Here is a 19850-nt window from a genome sequence, read left to right on the forward strand (position 1 = left end):
CATGGTAAGCCACGGCGGTATTCTGCTTGATAAGAGGGACAGCATGGATATTACTGCAATCGTCAATGCGCTGTTGCCGTTGCTCGGCGGTAAAGACAATATCGCCAGTGCCGCCCATTGCGCGACGCGCCTGCGTCTGGTGCTGGTCGACGACAGCAAGATCGACAAAAAGGCTATCGAAAAAATCACAGGGGTAAAGGGCTGTTTCATCAATGCCGGACAGATCCAGGTGATCTTTGGTACCGGGCTGGTTAATAAAGTCTACGCCGAATTTATCAAGGTGGCGGGGATCAACGAATCCAGCAAGTCTGAAGCTGCCGATATCGCCGCCAGAAAGCTCAACCCGCTACAGCGCCTGGCACGTCTGCTGTCGAACATTTTCGTTCCCATCATTCCCGCCATCGTCGCCTCCGGCCTGCTGATGGGCCTGTTGGGAATGGTAAAAACCTACGGTTGGGCGGATGCTGGCAGCGCCGTGTTCGTGATGCTGGATATGTTCAGCTCGGCGGCATTTATCATCCTGCCGATACTGATCGGCTTTACTGCCGCACGGGAGTTCGGCGGCAATCCCTATCTGGGGGCCACGCTGGGCGGTATTCTCACGCACCCCGCGCTGACCAATGCCTGGGGGGTCGCTGGCGGTTTCCACACCATGAATTTCTTTGGCCTGGAGATCGCCATGATCGGATACCAGGGTACGGTGTTCCCGGTGCTGCTGGCGGTATGGTTTATGAGCCTGGTGGAAAAGCAGCTCCGCAAGGTGATCCCCAATGCGTTGGATCTGATCCTGACGCCGTTCCTGACGGTGATAATCTCCGGCTTTGTTGCCATGCTGTTTATCGGCCCTGCTGGACGGGTACTGGGTGATGGTATATCCCTGCTGCTCAGTACGCTGATCGCCCACGCAGGTTGGTTTGCCGGGCTGCTGTTTGGCGGATTGTATTCGGTGATCGTGATCACCGGTATTCACCACAGCTTCCACGCCATCGAAGCCGGGCTGCTGGGCAACCCCAATATCGGTGTCAACTTCCTGCTGCCAATCTGGTCAATGGCCAACATCGCCCAAGGGGGCGCTTGCCTGGCGGTGTATTTCAAAACCCGCGACGTGAAGATCAAAGCCATTGCCATCCCTTCGGCGTTTTCCGCCATGCTGGGCATCACCGAAGCAGCGCTGTTCGGGATCAACCTGCGCTTTGTGAAACCCTTTCTGGCAGCGTTAGCGGGCGGCGCGCTCGGCGGTGCCTGGGTGGTGGCGAACCACGTCGGCATGAATGCCGTTGGGCTGACGGGGCTCCCAGGGTTGGCGATTGTGCAGGCCAGTTCGTTGCTGAGCTATAGCATCGGCATGGTTATCGCTTTCGGCAGCGCTTTTATGCTCTCATTGCTGCTGAAATACCCAACGGACAGTGAAGCATGACCGAACTGAGCTTAGTAAAACAGGCGCTACTGGCCGTGATGAACGGGCAGCAACGTGCCGCGCACGATCCACACCGCCCGGTGTGGCATCTGGCCCCCTGCGTCGGTTTACTCAACGACCCGAACGGGTTTATCCAGCATAACGGCCTCTATCACCTGTTCTATCAGTGGAACCCGCTGGCGTGCGATCACACCCGCAAATGCTGGGGCCACTGGCAATCAACCGATCTGTTGCACTGGCAGCACCAGCCGCTAGCGCTGGTGCCGGGTGCCTGTTATGACAGCCACGGCTGCTACTCAGGTTCTGCGGTGGTTGAAGATGGCCGCATCATGCTGGTGTACACCGGTAATGTGAAATACCCGGACGGTTCACGTACTGCCTATCAGTGCCTGGCGCGTGAGAACAGTGAGGGAGAGTATGACAAGCTAGGCCCGGTGTTAGCGCTGCCAGACGGGTACAGCGGCCACGTGCGCGATCCGAAAGTATGGCGGCATCAGGATCACTGGTACATGGTGCTGGGTGCACGCGATCGGCAAGACCGGGGCAAAGTGTTGCTGTTGCGATCGGCCAACCTGCACAGTTGGCAATTGCTGGGTGAAATTGCAGGCTCACAGCTAAAGGGGATGGGGGATTTTGGCTACATGTGGGAATGCCCGGATCTGTTTACATTGGGTAACCTTGAGGTGCTTATCTGTTGCCCGCAAGGGTTGGTGGCGCAGGAAGAGCGTTATCTAAATGTCTATCAGGCTGGATACCTGATCGGTAAACTCGATTACTCGCAAGCATACTTTGCGCACGGAGAGTTCCATGAGTTGGATGCCGGTTTTGAGTTCTACGCCCCGCAGACCACGCTAGCGGAAGATGGCCGTCGCCTGTTGTTCGGCTGGATGGGTGTGCCAGAGCAGGATGAGTCTTTTCACCCCACGGTACAGTACGGTTGGCTGCACACCATGACCTGTCCGCGTGAACTGACCCTGCACGATGGCCAACTGCATCAACAGCCAGCGCACGAACTGCAACAGCTGCGCAGTGAACACCAAACCTGGCAAGGCATGGCCAGCCAGGCACCGGCATGGCTGATTGGCAACGCCGAACTTTTGCTCAAACCCCAGGGGGCTTTTACGGCGCATTTTGGTGATGCCATGACGCTGGAATGGGATACTGAACGCCTGCGGCTGACGCGCCGTAATCTGCGCAGCGGTGAAGCGGAACACCGCTATTGGCGCGGCAACCTGCAACAGCTGCAAATTCTGTTCGATCGCTCCAGCGTGGAGATTTTCATTAATCAAGGCCGTGCCGTCATGAGCTCACGCTATTTCCCTTCACCACACCCTTGCTTGCAGTTGAGCGGTGAGGCTATCGTGGTGCTGGATCACTGGCTGCTGACACCATGCATGCTAGAATGACGCATCCTACGATGAACACAGATGCCGTCAGTGAAAAAAAGTAAACGCATAACCATCAGCGATATTGCCGGGCTGGCTGGAGTGTCGAAGTCGACCGCCAGCCTGGTGCTCAACGGCCGCAGCAAGGAATTCCGGGTTGCCAACGAAACCCGCGATCGCATTCTGGCCTTGGCCAATGAACATCACTACCAGCCCAGCTTCCACGCCCGCTCATTGCGTTCCGCTCGCAGCCACACGCTCGGTTTAGTCGTGCCGGAAATGACCAACTACGGTTTTGCCGTCATCTCACGTGAGTTGGAAACCCTGTGCCGTGAAGCAGGTTTGCAGTTACTGATTGCCTGCACCGACGAAAACCCCGGTCAGGAGATGATGGCCGTGAACAGCCTGGTGCAGCGCCAGGTTGATGGCTTAATCGTCGCCTCCAGCCAACTCAATGATGTGGAATACCAGAAGATCAACGCTCATCTGCCAGTAGTACAGATGGATCGCTTGATCCCAGGATCAAACCTGCCCTTGGTGATTACCGATTCCGTGGCGTCAACCGCCACCTTGGTAGAAACCGTTGCGCGCCAGCATCCTGATGAGTTCTATTTTCTTGGTGGGCAGCCGCGTATTTCACCGACCCGCGATCGCCTGGAGGGTTTCCAGCTTGGGCTGGAACGCGCAGGTGTCACCTACCAGCCGGAATGGATCATCAACGGCAATTACCACCCCAGCTCAGGCTACGAAATGATTGCCCAACTCTGTGCTCAGCTTGGTCGCCCGCCCAAAGCGCTCTTCACCGCTGCCTGCGGTTTGCTGGAAGGGGTCCTGCGTTATCTGAATCAGCACGCGCTGATGGAAAGCAAGATTCATCTGTGCAGCTTTGACGATCATTACCTGTTCGACTGTATGACGCTGAAAATCGACACCGTGGCGCAAGACTGCCATGGCCTGGCACAGCACAGTTTCGATCTGGTTACCGCACTGATTGAAGAGCGTCCACTCGAGCAGAACAGGCTATACCTGCCAGGCCAGATCCACTGGCGCCACGCAGGTTCACAGGCGCTGTTAAATCAGATATGACCATCTATTTCGCTTGTTGCCAGATAAAGCAAAAGGGGCGTTTCGCCCCTCAAACTGCTGACAAAGCCTGTTATGAGGGAGAGTGTGCCGAAGGGGTCGTAGCGGCGTAAGCCGCCGGAGCGCCCCTCGGTGCGCTAGGCATAGGTATCTACACATCTTTGCACGGAAGGTGGGACTCCCTCTCCCTCGGGGAGAGGGCGGGGGTGAGGGGGTGAGGGGCCTTTTTATCACGATCTATTGCCAGCGACTCCGTTGGAAACTCATTGTCATGGACAACAAAACCCATTGAATTAATTGATATTTAATCAATGAAAGTTCGCTGTAAATAGCCCCTCACCCTAGCCCTCTCCCGCGGGGAGAGGGGACCGTTCAGTGCACATTTCAAGCACCAAAGCCGCAGAAAGCCGTGATACTCTGTCCGTCGGAGGTGATGGGGCTGTCTATTGGCAACTTGTGTAGATACCTATGGTGCGCTAGGCCCGGGTATCTCAGGCTTAAAGACCACTTTGTCATCAACCTCAGGGGCATTTCGCCCCTTCGGATTGTTTTAGCAGCGAGGCTGGTTCGCACCATTAACCCCTATTTAGCCACGCCTTCCATCCCCACCAGCCCCACTTTCAGGTAGCCGGATTTACGCAGCATATCCATCACGCTCATCAGCGTTTCGTAATCGACGCTCTTATCCGCCTGGAAGAAAATGGTGGTTTCTTTATTCGACTGGGTGCGTTGATCCAGCACCGACGTCAGTTGCTCGGCGGTTACCGGATCATCGCCCACATACAGTTGCTTATCAGCTTTCACCGACAGAAACACCGGTTTTTCCGGGCGCGGCTGCGGCTTGGCGGTAGAAGCGGGCAGATCGACGCGAATGTCCACCGTAGCCAACGGTGCCGCCACCATAAAGATAATCAACAGCACCAGCATGACATCAATAAACGGCGTTACGTTGATTTCATGCAGTTCGCCGCTGTCGTCCAGATCTTCATTTAAGCGCATCGCCATAAATCACCCCACCCGCAGTTGGTGCTGGTGCTGCGCGCGTTTAGCCTCAATCGTGGCCGCCAGATCCAGATCGCGCCCCAACAGCAGCAGCACCTGCGCAGCCATATCACCGACTTCGGCACGATGACCGCCGATCACCCGGGCAAAAATGTTGTAAATCACCACCGCAGGAATCGCCGCCACCAGACCGAGTGCGGTTGCCAACAGCGCTTCGGCGATCCCCGGTGCCACCACCGCCAGATTGGTGGTTTGCGATTGTGCGATGCCGATAAAGCTGTTCATGATGCCCCAGACGGTGCCGAACAGGCCAACAAACGGTGAAATCGCACCGATGGTAGCCAGGAAACCGTTGCCACGCCCCAGCTGACGCCCATAAGCTGCCACGCGGCGCTCAAGGCGAAAGCCGGCGCGTTCTTTAATACCGTTGTTATCGTTGGAGGCCGCCGACAGATCCAGCTCGTTCTGTGCATCATTCAGCAATACCGCACTGATACTTTCTGTGGAAAAGCTTTGGGCCAGTTCGGTAGCGTCGTCCAGAGAGAGGACATCGGCCAGCGCCTGTTGCTCACGGCGCAGACGGCGTTTGGAGCGAATCAGTTCGCCGCCTTTGGCAAACAGAATGGTCCAGGTGACGATAGAGGCCAGCACCAGGCCGATCATCACGGTTTTGACCACCACGTCCGCATGCTGGTACATCCCCCAGACGGAGAGATCCATGCCACGGGTTTCTGGCGGTTGGAGCGTTGGTGCCGGGTTCACTGGCATCATGCTATTTTCCGCCGGAGCCGTTGCGGCGGCCACGCTTTCAGTGATTGCCGGTGCATTGGTAGGAGCCGCCTGCACTGTGCCCGCCAGCCCAGCCACCAATACCAGTGAAGCGATCACCTTGCGCCCCAGCGCACTCCATTGCCCACGGGCTTCTTGATTCATTGTTCTGACAGCCGTTTTCACGCTGTGCCTCCACCCAATCTCAACATTTACGGAAGAATTCCGCTGGCGATGATATCAAATTAATCTTCAATTGATAGTGGTTATCATTACTATTTACCTAATAATGCCTCAGCCACTGCAAATGTTGTCACTCCGAACGCGGCCATTGTTGAGCCGCATGAAGAATGCGTAAAACCTGTAGAGTTTCATCATTAATCCGATATATCAGGATGTAATTAGGCCGTACAACCACTTCTCTGGTGTCTTTCATCCGGCCAGCTTTGTACATATCAGGCCGCTCACACGCCCTTTCTGCCGCCGTCTCAAATGCGTCATCCAATGCGATCGCGGCCTGTGGATTATCACGCGCGATATAATTCATAATGCTTTCCCTGTCGGCCAGGGACATGGGTTTCCATTCCACACGCATTAACGATCCTTAAGCAAAGCGGCCTTCCGGGCGGCAAAGTGACTCTTCGCCTCTTCATGTGAAACTGCCGGGCGGGGATCATCCATGGATGCCTGCACCTGTTCTCTGAACCACGTATCGTAAGCGGCGGCTTCATGCGCCCGTTTAAGCGCAATTGATCGATCTGGACGTGGGTTCTGGGTCAGGCTATCCGAAGAATAGTTGGATGCATCAACATCAAATTGTGCAATACCAATACCTTTCAGGTAGCCAACCAGCGTTTCCAGTTTTTTAAATAGCCGAACTTGCCGACTGCGTTGCGCTGCCAGCGGGCGTTCAATCAAACCATATTTGATCATCAGCACCCAACCGCCCGGAGTACCAATGACATGCGCTGCGCTGACAGCACCCGCTTCAACCAAGCGGTGCAAAGTAGAATGATCGATAGTTTCCGTTGTCATAACATTGCTCTCTCAAGATATTGCAGTGCATTTAATAAAAGTAATTATTGCAATTAACTATAAAATGAACAACACCGAATAAAAACCAAAAGAGTCATATTTACCCTAACGCAGCTCTATCTTGCTTGCTGATATCTTCGGTGGCGGTGTGATGCATTAGGCGTAACCGCAGCAGAGATCCCCCCATTTCCTTACATAGCAGTTAAAACGTCTGGATGGCTATTAAACGCCATGCTAACGTAAGCGCTATCGCAGGGGAGCAAGGCAAAGGGAAACCAAGCATGACGTCAAAAAATATCGAAACCGCGCTGATCGTGGCCGGGCGCAGCAAACGCTATACGCAGGGCTCCGTTAACCCGGTCACCCAACGCGCGTCTTCACTGGTGTTTGAATCGGTTGCCGCCAAAAAGCATGCCACCGCCAAACGTGCCCAAGGTGAACTGTTTTACGGGCGACGCGGCACGCTCACCCATTTTGCCTTTCAGGACGCGATGACCGAACTGGAAGGCGGCGCGGGCTGCGTGCTGTATCCATGTGGGGCCGCTGCGGTAGCGAATGCCATTCTGTCTTTCGTCGGCGCGGGCGATCATCTGCTGGTAACCGGTTCTGCTTATGAGCCCACGCAGGATTTCTGCACCCATATCCTTGGCCGTATGAATGTGGCCACCACCTATTTTGATCCGCTGATCGGTAGCGGGATCGCCGACCTGATCCAGAGCAACACCAAGGTGGTGTTCCTCGAATCCCCCGGCTCTATCACCATGGAAGTGCAGGATATTCCGGCCATCGTCAGCGCCATTCGCGCCGTGAACCCGGAGATCGTCATTATGATCGACAATACCTGGGCGGCTGGCGTGCTGTTCAAGGCGTTGGAGTTTGATATCGATATTTCGATTCAGGCCGGTACCAAATACATCATTGGTCATTCCGACTATATGCTCGGCACGGCGGTGGCCAATGCCCGCTGCTGGGATCAGTTGCGTGAATACTCTTACCTGATGGGCCAGATGGTCGACGCCGATACCGCCTACATGGCCAGCCGCGGCCTGCGCACGCTGAACGTGCGGTTGAAACAGCATGAACAGAGCAGCATCGCGGTGGCACAGTGGCTGGCGCAACGGCCAGAAGTGGCAGTGGTCAATCACCCGGCCCTGCCAAGCTGCAAAGGCCACGAATTCTATCGCCGTGATTTCAACGGCTGCAACGGCCTGTTCTCCTTTGTGCTGAAACAACGGCTGAGCGATCAACAACTGGCCGACTATCTCGACAATTTCAGCCACTTCAGCATGGCCTATTCCTGGGGCGGCTATGAGTCGCTGATCCTGGCCAATCAGCCGGAAGAGTTGGCGGCCATTCGCCCGGCAGGGGGCGTTGATTTCGCTGGCACGCTGGTGCGTCTGCATATCGGGCTGGAAAACGTGCAGGATCTGATCGACGATCTGGCCGCCGGTTTTAAACGCATCGCCTCGTAACGTTAGCGGGCGGCAACTCTGCCGCCCTTTTTTTACACGTTTTACCCTTCGTAGCACATTTCTACGTTCTGTTTAATGTCCACTTAAGCGAATAGCGGTACACTCAGCACACAATTGAGCATGATTAAAGCATGGTAGCCCGCAAAGAATCAGATCAGGCACCACAGGACAAGAAATGGATGTATTAAGAGAGATTGTTCACGCACTTTGGACGCACGACTTTGCTGCCTTGGCTGAACCCAGTGTGGTTTGGGTGGTTTACCTGGTACTTTTTGCCACCCTGTTTTTAGAAAACGGATTACTGCCCGCCTCCTTCCTGCCGGGTGACAGCCTGCTGTTATTGACCGGAGCGCTGATAGCCAAAGGCGTAATGGGGTTTCTCCCCGCCCTGATTATCCTGACCGTTGCCGCCAGCTTGGGCTGCTGGCTGAGTTATCTGCAAGGGCGATGGTTAGGCCATACCTCACTGGTAAAAGGCTGGCTGCTACAGCTACCGCTGCAATATCATCAGCGCGCCCACGTCCTTTTTAACCGCCACGGCCTGATGGCCCTGCTGATTGGGCGCTTTCTGGCGTTCGTCCGCACGCTATTGCCAACCATGGCCGGGATCTCCGGCCTGAGCAATACACGCTTTCAGATCTTTAACTGGTTGAGTGGCCTGCTCTGGGTCGGTTCCGTGATCACCCTGGGTTACGCCTTCAGCCAAATTCCGCTGGTAAAACGCCATGAAGATCAGGTGATGGCCGGGTTGATGATTCTACCCGTCGCACTGCTGGTCTTCGGCCTGCTCGGTGCGATGTTGGTGATTTGGCGCAAGAAGCGCGCCAGCCGCGCTAGCGTTTAACCCTGCATCATCATCAGGTTGCTGTCCCGCAGCCGGGCGAGTTCATCGCTCGGCGTAATGCCAAACAGGCGCTTAAACTCGCGGCTGAACTGGGAAGCGCTTTCATAACCCACGCGGATCGCCGCCGTGCTGGCTTTCAGCCCATCATGCACCATCAGCAATCGCGCTTTGTGCAGGCGATAGGATTTCACATACTGCAACGGTGACGTATTGGTCACCGCTTTAAAGTTATGGTGGAACGCCGAAATACTCATATTCACTTCGTTCGCCAACTGCTCGACGTTGAGGTTTTCGGCATACTGGCTTTCAATCCGCCGCAGCGCTTTGGCGATCTGGCTGAAGTGAGTATGGCGGTTGACCAATTCCTGCAACGACGCGCCACAGCTGCCGCGCAGCACGTAATACAGCAATTCGCGCACAATCTGCGGCCCCAAGACGCGGGCATCGAGCGGTTTTTCCATCACGTCCAGCAGGCGTTCGGTGGCGCACAGCATTTCGTCCGTCAGCGGTGAAAGATTGACGCCGCTGCTTTCAACCCGTGGTTTCATCAGGTAATCATCGTCACCAATGTCGATCAGCAGATCCTGCAACATTTGGATATCAATATTCACCGCCAGCCCCACCAGCGGCTGTTCCGGGCTGGCGAAGGTTTCGCATTCAAACGGCAGCGGCACCGTCATCAGCAGATAATTGCGCGGATCGTACTGGAAAACCTTGTTGCCACAGTAGCCCACCTTGTGCCCCTGAAAGATGATCACAATACCGGGCTCGTACATCACCGGCTGACGCGGGCAATACTCGTTGACGTACAGGATATTCACCTTGGGTACCGGCGAAGAGGTATAACCTTTCGCGCTGGCAAAACGCATTGCCTGGCGCGCCATGCGGCTACGCAGCTCATCAAGTTCAGTCATGGAAACCCCTCTTGTACCCAGAATAATCCAGCACAGATAGTAGTAAAAAACAGGGTTTTTTCTACAGTATTCAGTAGAAATAGGCAAGACATCGATAGGAATGTGCATTGTGCAACAGGGCTAAGTTACTGACAATACACTCCAGTTATTTTTGCGCCGCTGGCGCCTCCCTGATACCCGAGAGAAATCGATCATGCATAACTTTATTCTCCATACCCCAACCAAAATCCTGTTTGGTAAAGGCCAGATCGCCGAATTGGCTAAACAGATCCCGGCAGAAGCCCGCATCCTGATCACCTACGGTGGTGGCAGCGTGAAGAAAAATGGCGTGCTGGATCAGGTTTATTCCGCACTGGCGGGCCGCAACGTGCAAGAGTTCTCCGGCATTGAGCCGAACCCGACCTATGAAACGCTGATGAAAGCGGTAGGGATCGTCCGCACGGAAAATATCGACTTCCTGCTGGCGGTTGGCGGCGGTTCGGTGGTTGATGGCACCAAGTTTATCGCCGCAGCAGCCCACTACACTGCCGCTCAAGATCCGTGGCATATCCTGAAGACCGTAGGCAGCGATGTGACCAGCGCAGTGCCGATGGGCTGTGTGCTGACCCTGCCCGCCACCGGTTCTGAATCCAACAGCGGTGCGGTGATCACCCGCAAAAGCAGCGGCGATAAGCAGCACTTCTTCTCACCACATGTGCAACCGCAGTTTGCCGTACTGGATCCGGTAGTGACCTATTCGCTGCCGCCACGCCAGATCGCCAACGGCGTGGTAGATGCGTTTGTGCATACTCTTGAGCAGTACCTGACTTACCCGGTTGATGCCAAAGTTCAGGATCGCTTCGCCGAAGGCCTGCTGCTGACGCTGCTGGAAGATGGCCCACGCGCGCTGGCTGAGCCGGAAAACTACGCGGTTCGCGCCAACGTGATGTGGAGCGCCACCATGGCTCTCAATGGCCTGATCGGTGCCGGTGTACCGCAGGATTGGGCAACCCATATGCTCGGCCACGAACTGACCGCCATGCACGGTCTGGATCACGCGCAAACTCTGGCCATTGTGCTGCCAGCGCTGCTGGTGGAGAAGAAAGCGCAGAAACGCGCCAAGCTGCTGCAATACGCCGAGCGCGTCTGGGGCCTGCGCGACGGCTCTGAAGACAGCCGTATTGATGCCGCTATCGCCGCTACCCGCGAATTCTTTGAAAAAATGGGCGTACCGACCCGTCTGTCTGATTACCAGCTCGATGGCAGTTCAATCCCGGCGCTGATCGACAAGCTGCATCAGCACGGTATGACCGCGCTGGGTGAGCACCAGGACATCACGCTGGAAGTCAGCCAGCGGATTTATCAGGCTGCTCGTTAAACACACATCACAGTTTCCTGCTAGGCTTTAGTTTCTGGTTCTTCTCTGTGCCCGGCCGATCACCGGGCACAGTTTTGCGCTGCACCTGCGCTTTCGATCATATCGCATGACATCGTCTCGTTAACCAATGGGAGAATATTATGGCGAACCAATCCGACAATACCATCCATGCCTGGGCCGCGCCCGGCAAGGGAAAGCCCCTTGAACCTTTCAGTTTCGACGCCGGAGAGTTAGGCGATGATGATATCGAGGTGGCAATCGACTACTGCGGCGTCTGCCACTCCGACTTATCGATGCTGAATAACGAATGGGGCATCACCCGCTATCCGTTCGTTCCAGGGCATGAAGTGGTCGGAAAAGTGGTCAAGCTCGGGGTACACGCGCAGAACAAAGGGCTGAAAGTCGGCCAGGCGGTGGGCGTCGGCTGGAACCGCGGCAGCTGTATGCACTGCCACCCTTGCATGTCTGGCGATCAGCATTTATGCCATAAGGTGCAACCGACCATTATTGGCCGCCACGGCGGCTTTGCCGATCGCATTCGCAGCCACTGGGCCTGGGCCATTCCGCTGCCGGAAGGGGTCGATATCACCAGCGCCGGGCCGCTATTCTGCGGCGGGATCACCGTTTTCAACCCGCTGCTGCAGTACAATGTCCGCCCGACCCAGCGCGTCGGCGTGGTGGGCATCGGCGGTTTGGGGCATATGGCAATCCGCTTTATGCACGCCTGGGGCTGTGAAGTCACCGCCTTTACCTCATCTAACAGCAAACGTGACGAAGCCCTGGCGCTGGGTGCGCACCGGGTTATCGCCAGTAATGACAGCGCGGCCTTGAAAGCCATTGCCAACCAGCTCGATTTTATTCTGGTCACCGCCAGCGCGTCGCTGGACTGGAACGCGTTCCTCGGCACGCTGGCACCAAAAGGCCGCCTGCACTTCGTCGGCGCAGTGCCCGATCCGGTACCCGTTCAGGTGTTCGCGTTTATCAGCAAACAGGCAGAGCTTTCTGCTTCCCCGACCGGTGCTCCTTCGCGGTTGGCGGATATGTTGGCGTTCTGCGCCCGGCATGGCATTGAACCGCAGGTGGAACATTTCCCACTCAGCAAAGTAAACGATGCTATGGTGCATCTGGAAACAGGTAAGGCACGTTATCGTATCGTACTGGATATGCACGCTTAGGCGGTAATCTCAGCAATGCCTGGGGTTGCCAACTAAAATTAATCTTGTCTTGGAAGTTGTTATTTAAGGAGACAACGCATGCAACCCATCATCAAACTCCACGATGGTAATCTGATGCCGCAGTTGGGTCTCGGCGTTTGGCAGGCAAGTATTGCAGAAGCCACCCATGCGGTCACCAAGGCGCTGGAAGTCGGCTATCGTTCCATTGATACCGCTGCGATCTACAAAAACGAGGAAGGGGTTGGCGACGCGCTGCAATCCACCTCGATCCCGCGCAGTGAACTGTTTATCACCACCAAACTGTGGAACGACGATCAGGGCGATCCGCAAGCAGCATTGGAAACCAGCTTGAAAAAGCTGAAGCTGGACTATGTCGATCTGTATCTGATCCACTGGCCAAAACCAGAGCAGGATCAGTATGTCGACGCCTGGCGCGGGCTGATCAAGTTGCGTGAACAAGGGCTGGCAAAAAGCATCGGGGTATGTAACTTCCACATGCCGCACCTGCAACGCCTGCTGGATGAAACCAACACCGCGCCGGTGATCAACCAGATCGAACTGCACCCGATGCTGCAACAGCGGCAACTACGCGCCTGGAACGCCACGCACCACATCGTCACAGAATCATGGAGCCCGCTGGCGCAAGGTGGTGAAGGCGTCTTCGATCAGCCCATCATCAAGCGACTGGCAGAGAAACACGGCAAGACTCCAGCGCAGATCGTGGTGCGTTGGCACTTGGACAGCGGCCTGGTAGTGATCCCGAAATCGGTCACTCCTGCACGTATCCGCGAAAACTTTGAGGTGTTTGATTTCAAACTGGATAAAGACGAACTGAGCGAGATCGCCACGCTGGACGTCGGCAACCGCCTGGGGCCAGATCCCGAGTCGCTGTAATTTCAGTCTGAGGTGTATCTCTGCAAGGGCCGATAGGGAATCGGCCCTTTTTCAGTTCAGTGCAGGTTTGCATCAACCCGCAGCAAGGAGAGTATTAATCGGTGGGTAGCGGTGTAGAGCGATCAGGTTGTGGGCTTCCCAACGATCGTGCGCAGCCTGTAGGTTGATCCAGAAATCATCATCAAGTTCAAACAGCGCTGCCAGCTTGCTCGCTTCTTCTACACTCAGACGACGTGTATTATTGACGATTTGACCAATAACCTTACGTGATAATTTCATCGCGTCAGCTAATTGTTGCTGGGTAATATTCAATGGCTTCAGGAACTCTTCGTTCAACATTTCACCTACAGTGGTAGGCTCTGCTGTAATCGTGTCCATATTATCCCCCGTTAGTATTTATGTGGATCCAGATAGACATCGTAGGCAGCTCCGTCTCGCCAGCGGAATATAAGCCGCCACTGAATGTTTACCCGTATACTTGACCAGCCCTCCAGGTTGCCCGAAAGTCGCTCATAATTGTTGCTACGCGGCTGGAACAATGACCGCTCAGTGCTGGCTGCCGCCAACATACTGAGCTTTCGCCGTAACTGGCTTTCAATACTTGTGGGGATCACCCCACTCCGTTCATTGTGCTGGTAAAACCTGCACAATATGCCGGATTCTCCATCCCTGAAACTTCCTATCATTGGCACACCTGACTGTATCCGTTGATAAGCTTCATTGTATCCTAAAAGGCACTTAATGCATCCATTTTGGAACATGATGAGTCATAAATGGAACATTTAATGGGAAGATAAATCTATTAAAAGAGTATTGATCGCTGCCATACCTACAATTTTTACCTGTTTGGCATCACGGGCTAAACTGGCAGAACATGTTTAATCGTTTTTATTGCACTACACTGAGGCTATCATGCTGTCTCAACGCCCCGACTGAAACAACCGCATGGAGCATCATGAAACTCAAGTCTCGCCTGATTATAATAAGCTTGGTGCTGCTTCTGGCTGGCTGTGCTGGCGAGAAACCCCGCAACAGCAGCTATCACTACGAGCCTCGCTCCTATCAAAGCACGATTGAAGAGGCGGCGGCGCAGTACGGCGTCGACAAAAAGCTCATCACCGCGATGATTCAGGTGGAATCAAGCTTTAACCCCGGTGCAGTGAGCAAATCTAACGCCATAGGTCTGATGCAGCTCAAGGCCAGCACCGCTGGCTGTGATGCTTACCGATTCAAAGGCAAGCGCGGTTGCCCGGATGACGACGATCTGCGGGATCCGCAAACCAATATCGATCTCGGCACCGCTTATCTGGCCTCGCTACAGCGCCAACTTAGTGGCATCGATAATCCGGTTACCTTGCGCTATGCCACCGAAGTGGCCTACGTCAACGGCGCGGGTGCCCTGCTGCGTACCTTCTCCAACGATCGCAAACAGGCGGTCAGCATGATCAACAACCTGTCGCCAGAAGCCTTTAACTGGCATGTGCGCCAGCACCATCCTTCACCGCAGGCTCCGCGCTATATGGCCAAGGTCGAGGCGGCGTATAATCAGTTATAGCTATCCTCGTCATACTTCAAGTTGCATGTATCCCCCCATACTGGGCCAGGGGTCGCTGCAACTGGAATTATTTGAAGTGTAAAACAGCGCGATATTCAATTTGGGATAAAGCGCCTAAACACTTGGTATTTCGCAGACCACCATAAGAAAAGCAACACGCTGCAATGTATTAATGTATTTTTCAACCAGTGATGTTCAAAAAGATCGAATCGAACAAACAGGCTGACAAATAATATGACATACACGTGCAGGATAAAAGTATAGAGAGAATTCTGACCTAACGGAATAAGAAACCAACCAAAAAGATAGTTTACCGGCCGCCAGAAATAACTAAGAAAAACATACATAGTAATGATAAGGGCAAAATCATTCAGCACCCGCAAAGGGCCAAGAGCGTTCTTTGATGCCAAATTTTCATACAACCAGTTAAAACTCTCTGTAGAAATAACCTGGATAAACAATGACTTTGGTAGGAATGGGTTAGTATGATTCTGTGCAATGAAAAACATAACCCAGAAAATAAAGATCATCATACCAATAATGAAGACACCAAACTGACTTTTGGCCAAAGAAATCAGTGCATCTTTATGCCAACCACAGCATAGACCAAGAACATAGATAAATTGCCATGCAAGGAGAGGAAATGCAAACTCGAACTCTGCAGAAGTGAGAGTAATCGTATTCTCTTGATAAATAATATATATCGCTAAAGATAGGCTAATGAGCAATACGGTCCTTCTTTGGTGAAGAAAATACAATACAATAGGAGTAAGCATTAACAAATAAAAGTAGAGCCCCAGAATCTGCGTTTGATGAGGACCAATTTGCAAATAGAAAATATTATTCAGCCATGATGCTAATGAAGGGTTACCAAGGGGATACATTGAGTATTCCGCACCAGAGAATCTTTCAACGAAGTGAGTAGTTTCATAGGTGTTGATACCCATCTTGTTAAGCAACAGCATGGAGACAATAATCGCAATATTAATAACATAGAGCATTACCGCTCTGCGAAATATTGAGTAGGACACGGTGATAAAATGATCTTTTTCCAGCTGTTTCTTTTTTAGAAAGCCCAGCACAAAGCCAGACAAGATGACAAAACCCTCTGCTCCAGTAGTCAAACCGAAGCGTTCCCAGGTGAAAATATTCACTATCGAAGTAATTTCCAGGTGTGCGGCGACCATCATGATCAGGGCAATGCCACGGAGGAAATCAATCCGCAAATCACGTTTAGCTGTCTCACTGCTGTGATAGGTGAGTGATATACCTTTGATAGACGCTCCTGCTGACAATGACATACATCTCCTGAAAGTGTTCAATGTTACCCGGCAAAAAACTGGAGGGCAGATAATTGCACGATGCACTCTTTTCACATCACAGCCAACAAACCGATAAATTTGCCTGACATACTCTTTTATCACTTCCAGTTTCAGACGCTACTACCCTGCTCAACTAGCATTTCAGAACGGAAAAAATGCCGTTTAATTGCACATTTTAGAAAGAATTACATCCCTCCTTTTAAACGTCAATGCCTATTCTTTGGTTTCCTACATTAATTATACCGTAATTTATTTTATTGCTCTTTTTTTAAACGCAATTCATTATGCTATTGATACACAATGATTTTATATTTTACTCTCTGATTTGCCAACTTATGGAAGCTCAACTATATTTTATTGTTGATTGCCAATTTCCACCCTGTAATTAGCGTGTGATAAATATAGGCAGCACTTGGGACAGGATATTGCTTAGTATGGGATTTTACTTTTCATCTTTTGAGAAACGGACGCCCCCCACTCCTTTGCGCCATCGCAAAGGTATAGAGTGTATCTGGCAAATCCTTTCCGTTACAGCGCTGGTATGCGGTGCAAACTACATCCGCTGGCGCTGGATGGAGTCGTTAAACTATGATGCCCTTTGGTATTCTGTTCCATTGGCTCTCGCAGAAACCTTTGCCTATATCGGAACTCTGTTTTTTACCATCAGCCTGTGGAAAATTCAGGACTATAAACGCCTCGCACCTCCGGAAACTATTAATCAATGCATGGAGCCGATCGCTCAGGTTCATGATGATAGGCCGATTCGCGTAGATCTGCTGATTGCAACGTACTCTGAAGATGTTGAGTTGGTTCGGCTCTCTATTATCGATGCCAAGAAAGTGAATTACCCGAGTACCATCGACTACAAAATTTATGTGCTCGACGATGGTCAGCGTTCAGAAATGCGCATAGTGGCCGAAGAAGAAGGTGTTAATTACATTACGCGTCACAAAAATACCGGATTTAAAGCAGGTAATCTGCGTAATGGTATGGAGCACAGTGACGGTGATTTCTTTATTATCTGTGATGCAGATACCCGCGTTTTTCCTTCAATACTCAGCAATACCTTAGGCTACTTTCGCGATCCTGATGTTGCCTGGGTCCAAACTCCTCAATGGTTTTATGATATTCCTGAAGGTAAACCCTTACCGCAAAAGTTACAGCAGCGGTTCGGTAAAGTGGGTTATTACTTGGGAAAGGTGGCTGAATTCTGCGTAGGGCCAATCGTTGTGGGGCAGGATCCTTTCGCCAATGACCCAAAGATGTTTTACGACATCATTTTAAGGCGGCGTAATTGGGCTAACGCCGCATTCTGCTGTGGTGCTGCGTCAATACACAGACGTGAAGCTGTCATGCAAACCGCATTGCGCAGGTATCACAAGGATATTGAAACAGAAATCAGTAAATACACAAACGAGATTGATCATGAGGAGTTTAAATCTTCACTGCGTAGCGCCATGTTGATGCCGGTGGCCAACGAAACGGAATTAATGCCTTATAAATTCCATGTCTCTGAAGATATTTATACCTCGTTGATGCTACACGGCGATCATGAACGCCGCTGGCGCTCGGTGATGCATCCCGAAGTGGAATCAAAGATGTTATCGCCACAGGATATGCTATCCTGGATGACTCAGCGTTTTAAATATGCTGCGGGTTCGATAGATATTCTTCTCCATGATCATATCTTTAAGCGCGAGAATCTTAACCTCAGCGTACCGCAGAAAATTATGTACGGTTCTACCTTTATCTCTTATCTGGCATGTTTGTGGAATGCCATTTTTCTGATTGCCCCCATGATCTATCTTTTTACGGGGATTCCCCCTCTCGCGGTCTATTCAACCCCTTTCTATCTGCATTTCGTGCCTTTCTTCCTGCTGTCTGAACTGGCTTTTATGTTCGGCACCTGGGGAATCTCCGCCTGGGATGGGAAAGCCTCTTATCTGGGGTTATTTTCCATGAACTTACGAGCAATAGATACCGTATTACGCGGTGAGAAAGTCAAATTTCACGTTACCCCGAAAGAGCGGCAGCAAGGCAATTTCCTCGTCTTAGTGAAACCACAGCTTGCAATTGTTCTATTAACCATACTGGCTCTGGCTGCTGGCGCATTACAACTTTTCTTTGGGCGAGTTGAAGACCCTGCGGGTTTTTTAATCAATATATTTTGGTGTTCCATGAATATTGCTGCGATGATTCCGATGATCCGTGCATCAGTTTGGCGACCAGAAGCGTCACCAGAACATATGTCATCGCCCGATGAGGTGCCCGATGTCTCTTAGCCAGGATTTGCTCAAAGCGAGAAGTTATCTCACTGTTATTTTGGGATTTATGCTGGCTTTCGGCATTGTGTTTTATGTTGAAAAAAATACCGGCTCCGCGGACATGAAAATCCCGCGATTACAGCTAAGCGAAAATTTCCCCAATCTCCCTGCGCCACGAGAACTCAGTTATCACGAAGCCATCTGGGCAAGAATTGCCTGGCAATACTTTGTCAACAATACCCAAGAAAGCGGCCTGGCAAACGCTGCCGAAGGCCTCCCCTATACCAGCCTGTGGGACAGTGCGAGCTACCTGATGGCGATAATATCTGCTCATCAACTCGATATCATCGACGATCACGAGTTCGATATACGTATTCAGAAAGCGTTAAATGCGTTGAGTTCCTTGCAATTATATCAGGGAAAGATGCCCTATCTTTACTACAGCGCCACAGAGCTAAAACCGATATCTACAGCCTACGGAGTTGATTATTCCCTGATAGATCTCAGCCGGCTACTGATGGCATTCAAAGTGATTATCTGGCGATATCCGCAGTACAACGCCTTGATCAAACAAACGGTTAACCACTGGAATCTGGTGGCTTTATTCGATATGGAAAAGGATAACAGTTCACTTAAAAGCCGCCACAATCAAGCCTATTTTCTGCCCAACGATTATCGTAGCGGATACGGCTATGCATTGTATTCCGTGAATGGTCTATCGTTGATTAACACCTGGGCTGGCATAGTGCTGAGTAATAGCAAGCAACCACACGATTTTATTAATGTCGGTGGGGTAAATATCCCTAAGGATGGCAGCGTAGTGCTGCAAAAGAAGTCTTATCCGGTGATCAATAGCCTGCCCTATATCCTGACCGGCTTGGAAAATGGTTTTAATACCGAGTCTGCAGAAATCTCGTGGAACATTATTCAAGCGCAGGAAGTGTTTAACCAGAATGCCTACAGACATAACTATGTCAACATGGGATTTTCGAACAATCTTCCTCTCTTGCATGTAGAAAAATCTAAAGCGCATGTTTCAGCGCCCAATAAAGATGACATTCAGCTACAGAACCGAGTCCCGCTGTCGCTCTCAACGCAAGCGGCTTTTGGCTGGTATGCATTATTCAGCACGCCTTGGACCGAACAAGTAAGGCAGCAAGCCTCAACCCTATTTGTTCCAGGAAAAGGGTGGCTTGATGGTGTGGAGGCATACAGTCAGAAACCAAGTGCACTTATTACAGCAACAACGAATGCGGCCATACTAGAAAGTCTGGTGTATACCGTTCAAGGAAAAATGGTCTGTCTGGCTTGCCAGAACACAGAACTCGCCTCTGCGGCGCAACCTTCAGGATCTCAATAAGGA

General features: G+C 52.2%; 19 protein-coding genes. 11 read left to right on the forward strand and 8 right to left on the reverse strand.

What is annotated here, in order from left to right; genetic code table 11:
- The first annotated feature begins 43 nt into the window (after positions 1 to 43).
- The 3 genes from ACX1CU_RS20175 to ACX1CU_RS20185 are packed head-to-tail and all read left to right on the forward strand — an operon-like array spanning position 44 to position 3888.
- Entirely contained in the window at positions 44 to 1417 is a 1374-nt protein-coding gene (locus tag ACX1CU_RS20175) for a sucrose-specific PTS transporter subunit IIBC (protein WP_459399999.1), read from the forward strand.
- Complete coding sequence (locus tag ACX1CU_RS20180) at positions 1414 to 2823, forward strand: sucrose-6-phosphate hydrolase (RefSeq protein WP_459400000.1); 1410 nt, start codon at positions 1414 to 1416, stop codon at positions 2821 to 2823. Before ACX1CU_RS20175 ends, ACX1CU_RS20180 begins: the two co-directional genes overlap by 4 nt.
- A 21-nt stretch (positions 2824 to 2844) precedes the next feature.
- Entirely contained in the window at positions 2845 to 3888 is a 1044-nt protein-coding gene (locus tag ACX1CU_RS20185) for a substrate-binding domain-containing protein (protein WP_459400001.1), read from the forward strand.
- A 579-nt stretch (positions 3889 to 4467) separates the two neighbouring features.
- On the opposite strand, the gene exbD is transcribed toward ACX1CU_RS20185, so the two are convergent.
- From exbD to ACX1CU_RS20205, 4 genes are all read right to left on the reverse strand, one after another.
- A complete protein-coding gene (exbD, locus tag ACX1CU_RS20190) occupies positions 4468 to 4890 on the reverse strand; it encodes a TonB system transport protein ExbD (RefSeq protein WP_459400002.1) in 423 nt (140 codons plus the stop codon).
- A 3-nt stretch (positions 4891 to 4893) separates the two neighbouring features.
- Positions 4894 to 5841 carry a tol-pal system-associated acyl-CoA thioesterase gene (exbB, locus tag ACX1CU_RS20195; protein WP_459400003.1) on the reverse strand — a complete coding sequence of 316 codons (948 nt, stop codon included), beginning with the start codon at positions 5839 to 5841 and terminating at the stop codon, positions 4894 to 4896.
- 127 nt (positions 5842 to 5968) lie between these two features.
- Positions 5969 to 6250, reverse strand: a complete 282-nt coding sequence (locus ACX1CU_RS20200) for a type II toxin-antitoxin system RelE/ParE family toxin (protein ID WP_459400004.1) — start codon at positions 6248 to 6250, stop codon at positions 5969 to 5971.
- On the reverse strand, positions 6250 to 6690 hold the full coding sequence (locus ACX1CU_RS20205) for an antitoxin PaaA2 family protein (RefSeq protein WP_459400005.1): 441 nt from the start codon (positions 6688 to 6690) through the stop codon (positions 6250 to 6252). Before ACX1CU_RS20205 ends, ACX1CU_RS20200 begins: the two co-directional genes overlap by 1 nt.
- Positions 6691 to 6971: 281 nt before the next feature.
- Between ACX1CU_RS20205 and metC the strand changes: the two genes are divergently transcribed.
- Together metC and ACX1CU_RS20215 are read left to right on the forward strand one after the other, a co-directional pair.
- A complete protein-coding gene (gene metC, locus ACX1CU_RS20210) occupies positions 6972 to 8162 on the forward strand; it encodes a cystathionine beta-lyase (protein WP_459400006.1) in 1191 nt (396 codons plus the stop codon).
- A 175-nt stretch (positions 8163 to 8337) separates the two neighbouring features.
- A complete protein-coding gene (locus ACX1CU_RS20215; RefSeq protein ID WP_459400007.1) occupies positions 8338 to 9006 on the forward strand; it encodes a DedA family protein in 669 nt (222 codons plus the stop codon).
- Here ACX1CU_RS20215 and ACX1CU_RS20220 read toward each other — a convergent pair.
- Entirely contained in the window at positions 9003 to 9920 is a 918-nt protein-coding gene (locus ACX1CU_RS20220; protein WP_459400008.1) for an AraC family transcriptional regulator, read from the reverse strand. The two genes, ACX1CU_RS20215 and ACX1CU_RS20220, sit on opposite strands and share 4 nt — an antisense overlap.
- Before the next feature lie 193 nt (positions 9921 to 10113).
- On the opposite strand from ACX1CU_RS20220, the gene yqhD reads away from it, so the two are divergent.
- The 3 genes from yqhD to dkgA all read left to right on the forward strand — a co-directional run bounded on the left by yqhD (position 10114) and on the right by dkgA (position 13346).
- Positions 10114 to 11277 carry an alcohol dehydrogenase gene (yqhD, locus tag ACX1CU_RS20225; RefSeq protein WP_459400009.1) on the forward strand — a complete coding sequence of 388 codons (1164 nt, stop codon included), beginning with the start codon at positions 10114 to 10116 and terminating at the stop codon, positions 11275 to 11277.
- A gap of 140 nt (positions 11278 to 11417) precedes the next feature.
- Complete coding sequence (gene ahr / locus ACX1CU_RS20230) at positions 11418 to 12452, forward strand: NADPH-dependent aldehyde reductase Ahr (RefSeq protein ID WP_459400010.1); 1035 nt, start codon at positions 11418 to 11420, stop codon at positions 12450 to 12452.
- Positions 12453 to 12530: 78 nt separating this feature from the next.
- Positions 12531 to 13346: a 2,5-didehydrogluconate reductase DkgA gene (gene dkgA, locus ACX1CU_RS20235; RefSeq protein ID WP_459400011.1), complete on the forward strand. Its 816-nt coding sequence runs from the start codon at positions 12531 to 12533 to the stop codon at positions 13344 to 13346.
- Positions 13347 to 13418: 72 nt separating this feature from the next.
- Here the strand turns inward: dkgA and ACX1CU_RS20240 are convergent, their stop codons facing one another.
- On the reverse strand, positions 13419 to 13724 hold the full coding sequence (locus ACX1CU_RS20240; protein ID WP_459400012.1) for a HigA family addiction module antitoxin: 306 nt from the start codon (positions 13722 to 13724) through the stop codon (positions 13419 to 13421).
- An 11-nt stretch (positions 13725 to 13735) separates the two neighbouring features.
- Complete coding sequence (locus ACX1CU_RS20245) at positions 13736 to 14107, reverse strand: type II toxin-antitoxin system RelE/ParE family toxin (protein ID WP_459400013.1); 372 nt, start codon at positions 14105 to 14107, stop codon at positions 13736 to 13738.
- Between the two features lie 194 nt (positions 14108 to 14301).
- Here ACX1CU_RS20245 and ACX1CU_RS20250 point away from each other — a divergent pair, with 194 nt between their 5' ends.
- Positions 14302 to 14901, forward strand: coding sequence for a transglycosylase SLT domain-containing protein (locus ACX1CU_RS20250; protein WP_459400014.1), 600 nt, complete (start codon positions 14302 to 14304; stop codon positions 14899 to 14901).
- Positions 14902 to 14996: 95 nt separating this feature from the next.
- Here the strand turns inward: ACX1CU_RS20250 and opgC are convergent, their stop codons facing one another.
- Positions 14997 to 16202, reverse strand: a complete 1206-nt coding sequence (gene opgC, locus ACX1CU_RS20255) for an OpgC domain-containing protein (protein ID WP_459400015.1) — start codon at positions 16200 to 16202, stop codon at positions 14997 to 14999.
- Positions 16203 to 16657: 455 nt separating this feature from the next.
- Here opgC and ACX1CU_RS20260 point away from each other — a divergent pair, with 455 nt between their 5' ends.
- Positions 16658 to 18505, forward strand: a complete 1848-nt coding sequence (locus tag ACX1CU_RS20260; protein ID WP_459400016.1) for a glycosyltransferase family 2 protein — start codon at positions 16658 to 16660, stop codon at positions 18503 to 18505.
- Entirely contained in the window at positions 18495 to 19847 is a 1353-nt protein-coding gene (locus tag ACX1CU_RS20265) for a DUF3131 domain-containing protein (RefSeq protein WP_459400017.1), read from the forward strand. Before ACX1CU_RS20260 ends, ACX1CU_RS20265 begins: the two co-directional genes overlap by 11 nt.
- Positions 19848 to 19850 lie beyond the last annotated feature (3 nt).

This window comes from Serratia sp. D1N4, assembly GCF_054552755.1.

Bases quoted from the DNA above. Each gene is read 5' to 3' on its own strand.
- ACX1CU_RS20240 (WP_459400012.1), bottom strand. From the start codon at position 13,724: ATGGACACGATTACAGCAGAGCCTACCACTGTAGGTGAAATGTTGAAC.
- ACX1CU_RS20205 (WP_459400005.1), bottom strand. From the start codon at position 6,690: ATGACAACGGAAACTATCGATCATTCTACTTTGCACCGCTTGGTTGAA.
- dkgA (WP_459400011.1), top strand. From the start codon at position 12,531: ATGCAACCCATCATCAAACTCCACGATGGTAATCTGATGCCGCAGTTG.
- ACX1CU_RS20250 (WP_459400014.1), top strand. From the start codon at position 14,302: ATGAAACTCAAGTCTCGCCTGATTATAATAAGCTTGGTGCTGCTTCTG.
- ahr (WP_459400010.1), top strand. From the start codon at position 11,418: ATGGCGAACCAATCCGACAATACCATCCATGCCTGGGCCGCGCCCGGC.
- metC (WP_459400006.1), top strand. From the start codon at position 6,972: ATGACGTCAAAAAATATCGAAACCGCGCTGATCGTGGCCGGGCGCAGC.
- ACX1CU_RS20265 (WP_459400017.1), top strand. From the start codon at position 18,495: ATGTCTCTTAGCCAGGATTTGCTCAAAGCGAGAAGTTATCTCACTGTT.
- yqhD (WP_459400009.1), top strand. From the start codon at position 10,114: ATGCATAACTTTATTCTCCATACCCCAACCAAAATCCTGTTTGGTAAA.
- ACX1CU_RS20200 (WP_459400004.1), bottom strand. From the start codon at position 6,250: ATGCGTGTGGAATGGAAACCCATGTCCCTGGCCGACAGGGAAAGCATT.
- exbD (WP_459400002.1), bottom strand. From the start codon at position 4,890: ATGGCGATGCGCTTAAATGAAGATCTGGACGACAGCGGCGAACTGCAT.
- ACX1CU_RS20260 (WP_459400016.1), top strand. From the start codon at position 16,658: ATGGGATTTTACTTTTCATCTTTTGAGAAACGGACGCCCCCCACTCCT.
- ACX1CU_RS20180 (WP_459400000.1), top strand. From the start codon at position 1,414: ATGACCGAACTGAGCTTAGTAAAACAGGCGCTACTGGCCGTGATGAAC.
- ACX1CU_RS20175 (WP_459399999.1), top strand. From the start codon at position 44: ATGGATATTACTGCAATCGTCAATGCGCTGTTGCCGTTGCTCGGCGGT.
- opgC (WP_459400015.1), bottom strand. From the start codon at position 16,202: ATGTCATTGTCAGCAGGAGCGTCTATCAAAGGTATATCACTCACCTAT.
- ACX1CU_RS20220 (WP_459400008.1), bottom strand. From the start codon at position 9,920: ATGACTGAACTTGATGAGCTGCGTAGCCGCATGGCGCGCCAGGCAATG.
- ACX1CU_RS20185 (WP_459400001.1), top strand. From the start codon at position 2,845: ATGCCGTCAGTGAAAAAAAGTAAACGCATAACCATCAGCGATATTGCC.
- ACX1CU_RS20245 (WP_459400013.1), bottom strand. From the start codon at position 14,107: ATGTTCCAAAATGGATGCATTAAGTGCCTTTTAGGATACAATGAAGCT.
- ACX1CU_RS20215 (WP_459400007.1), top strand. From the start codon at position 8,338: ATGGATGTATTAAGAGAGATTGTTCACGCACTTTGGACGCACGACTTT.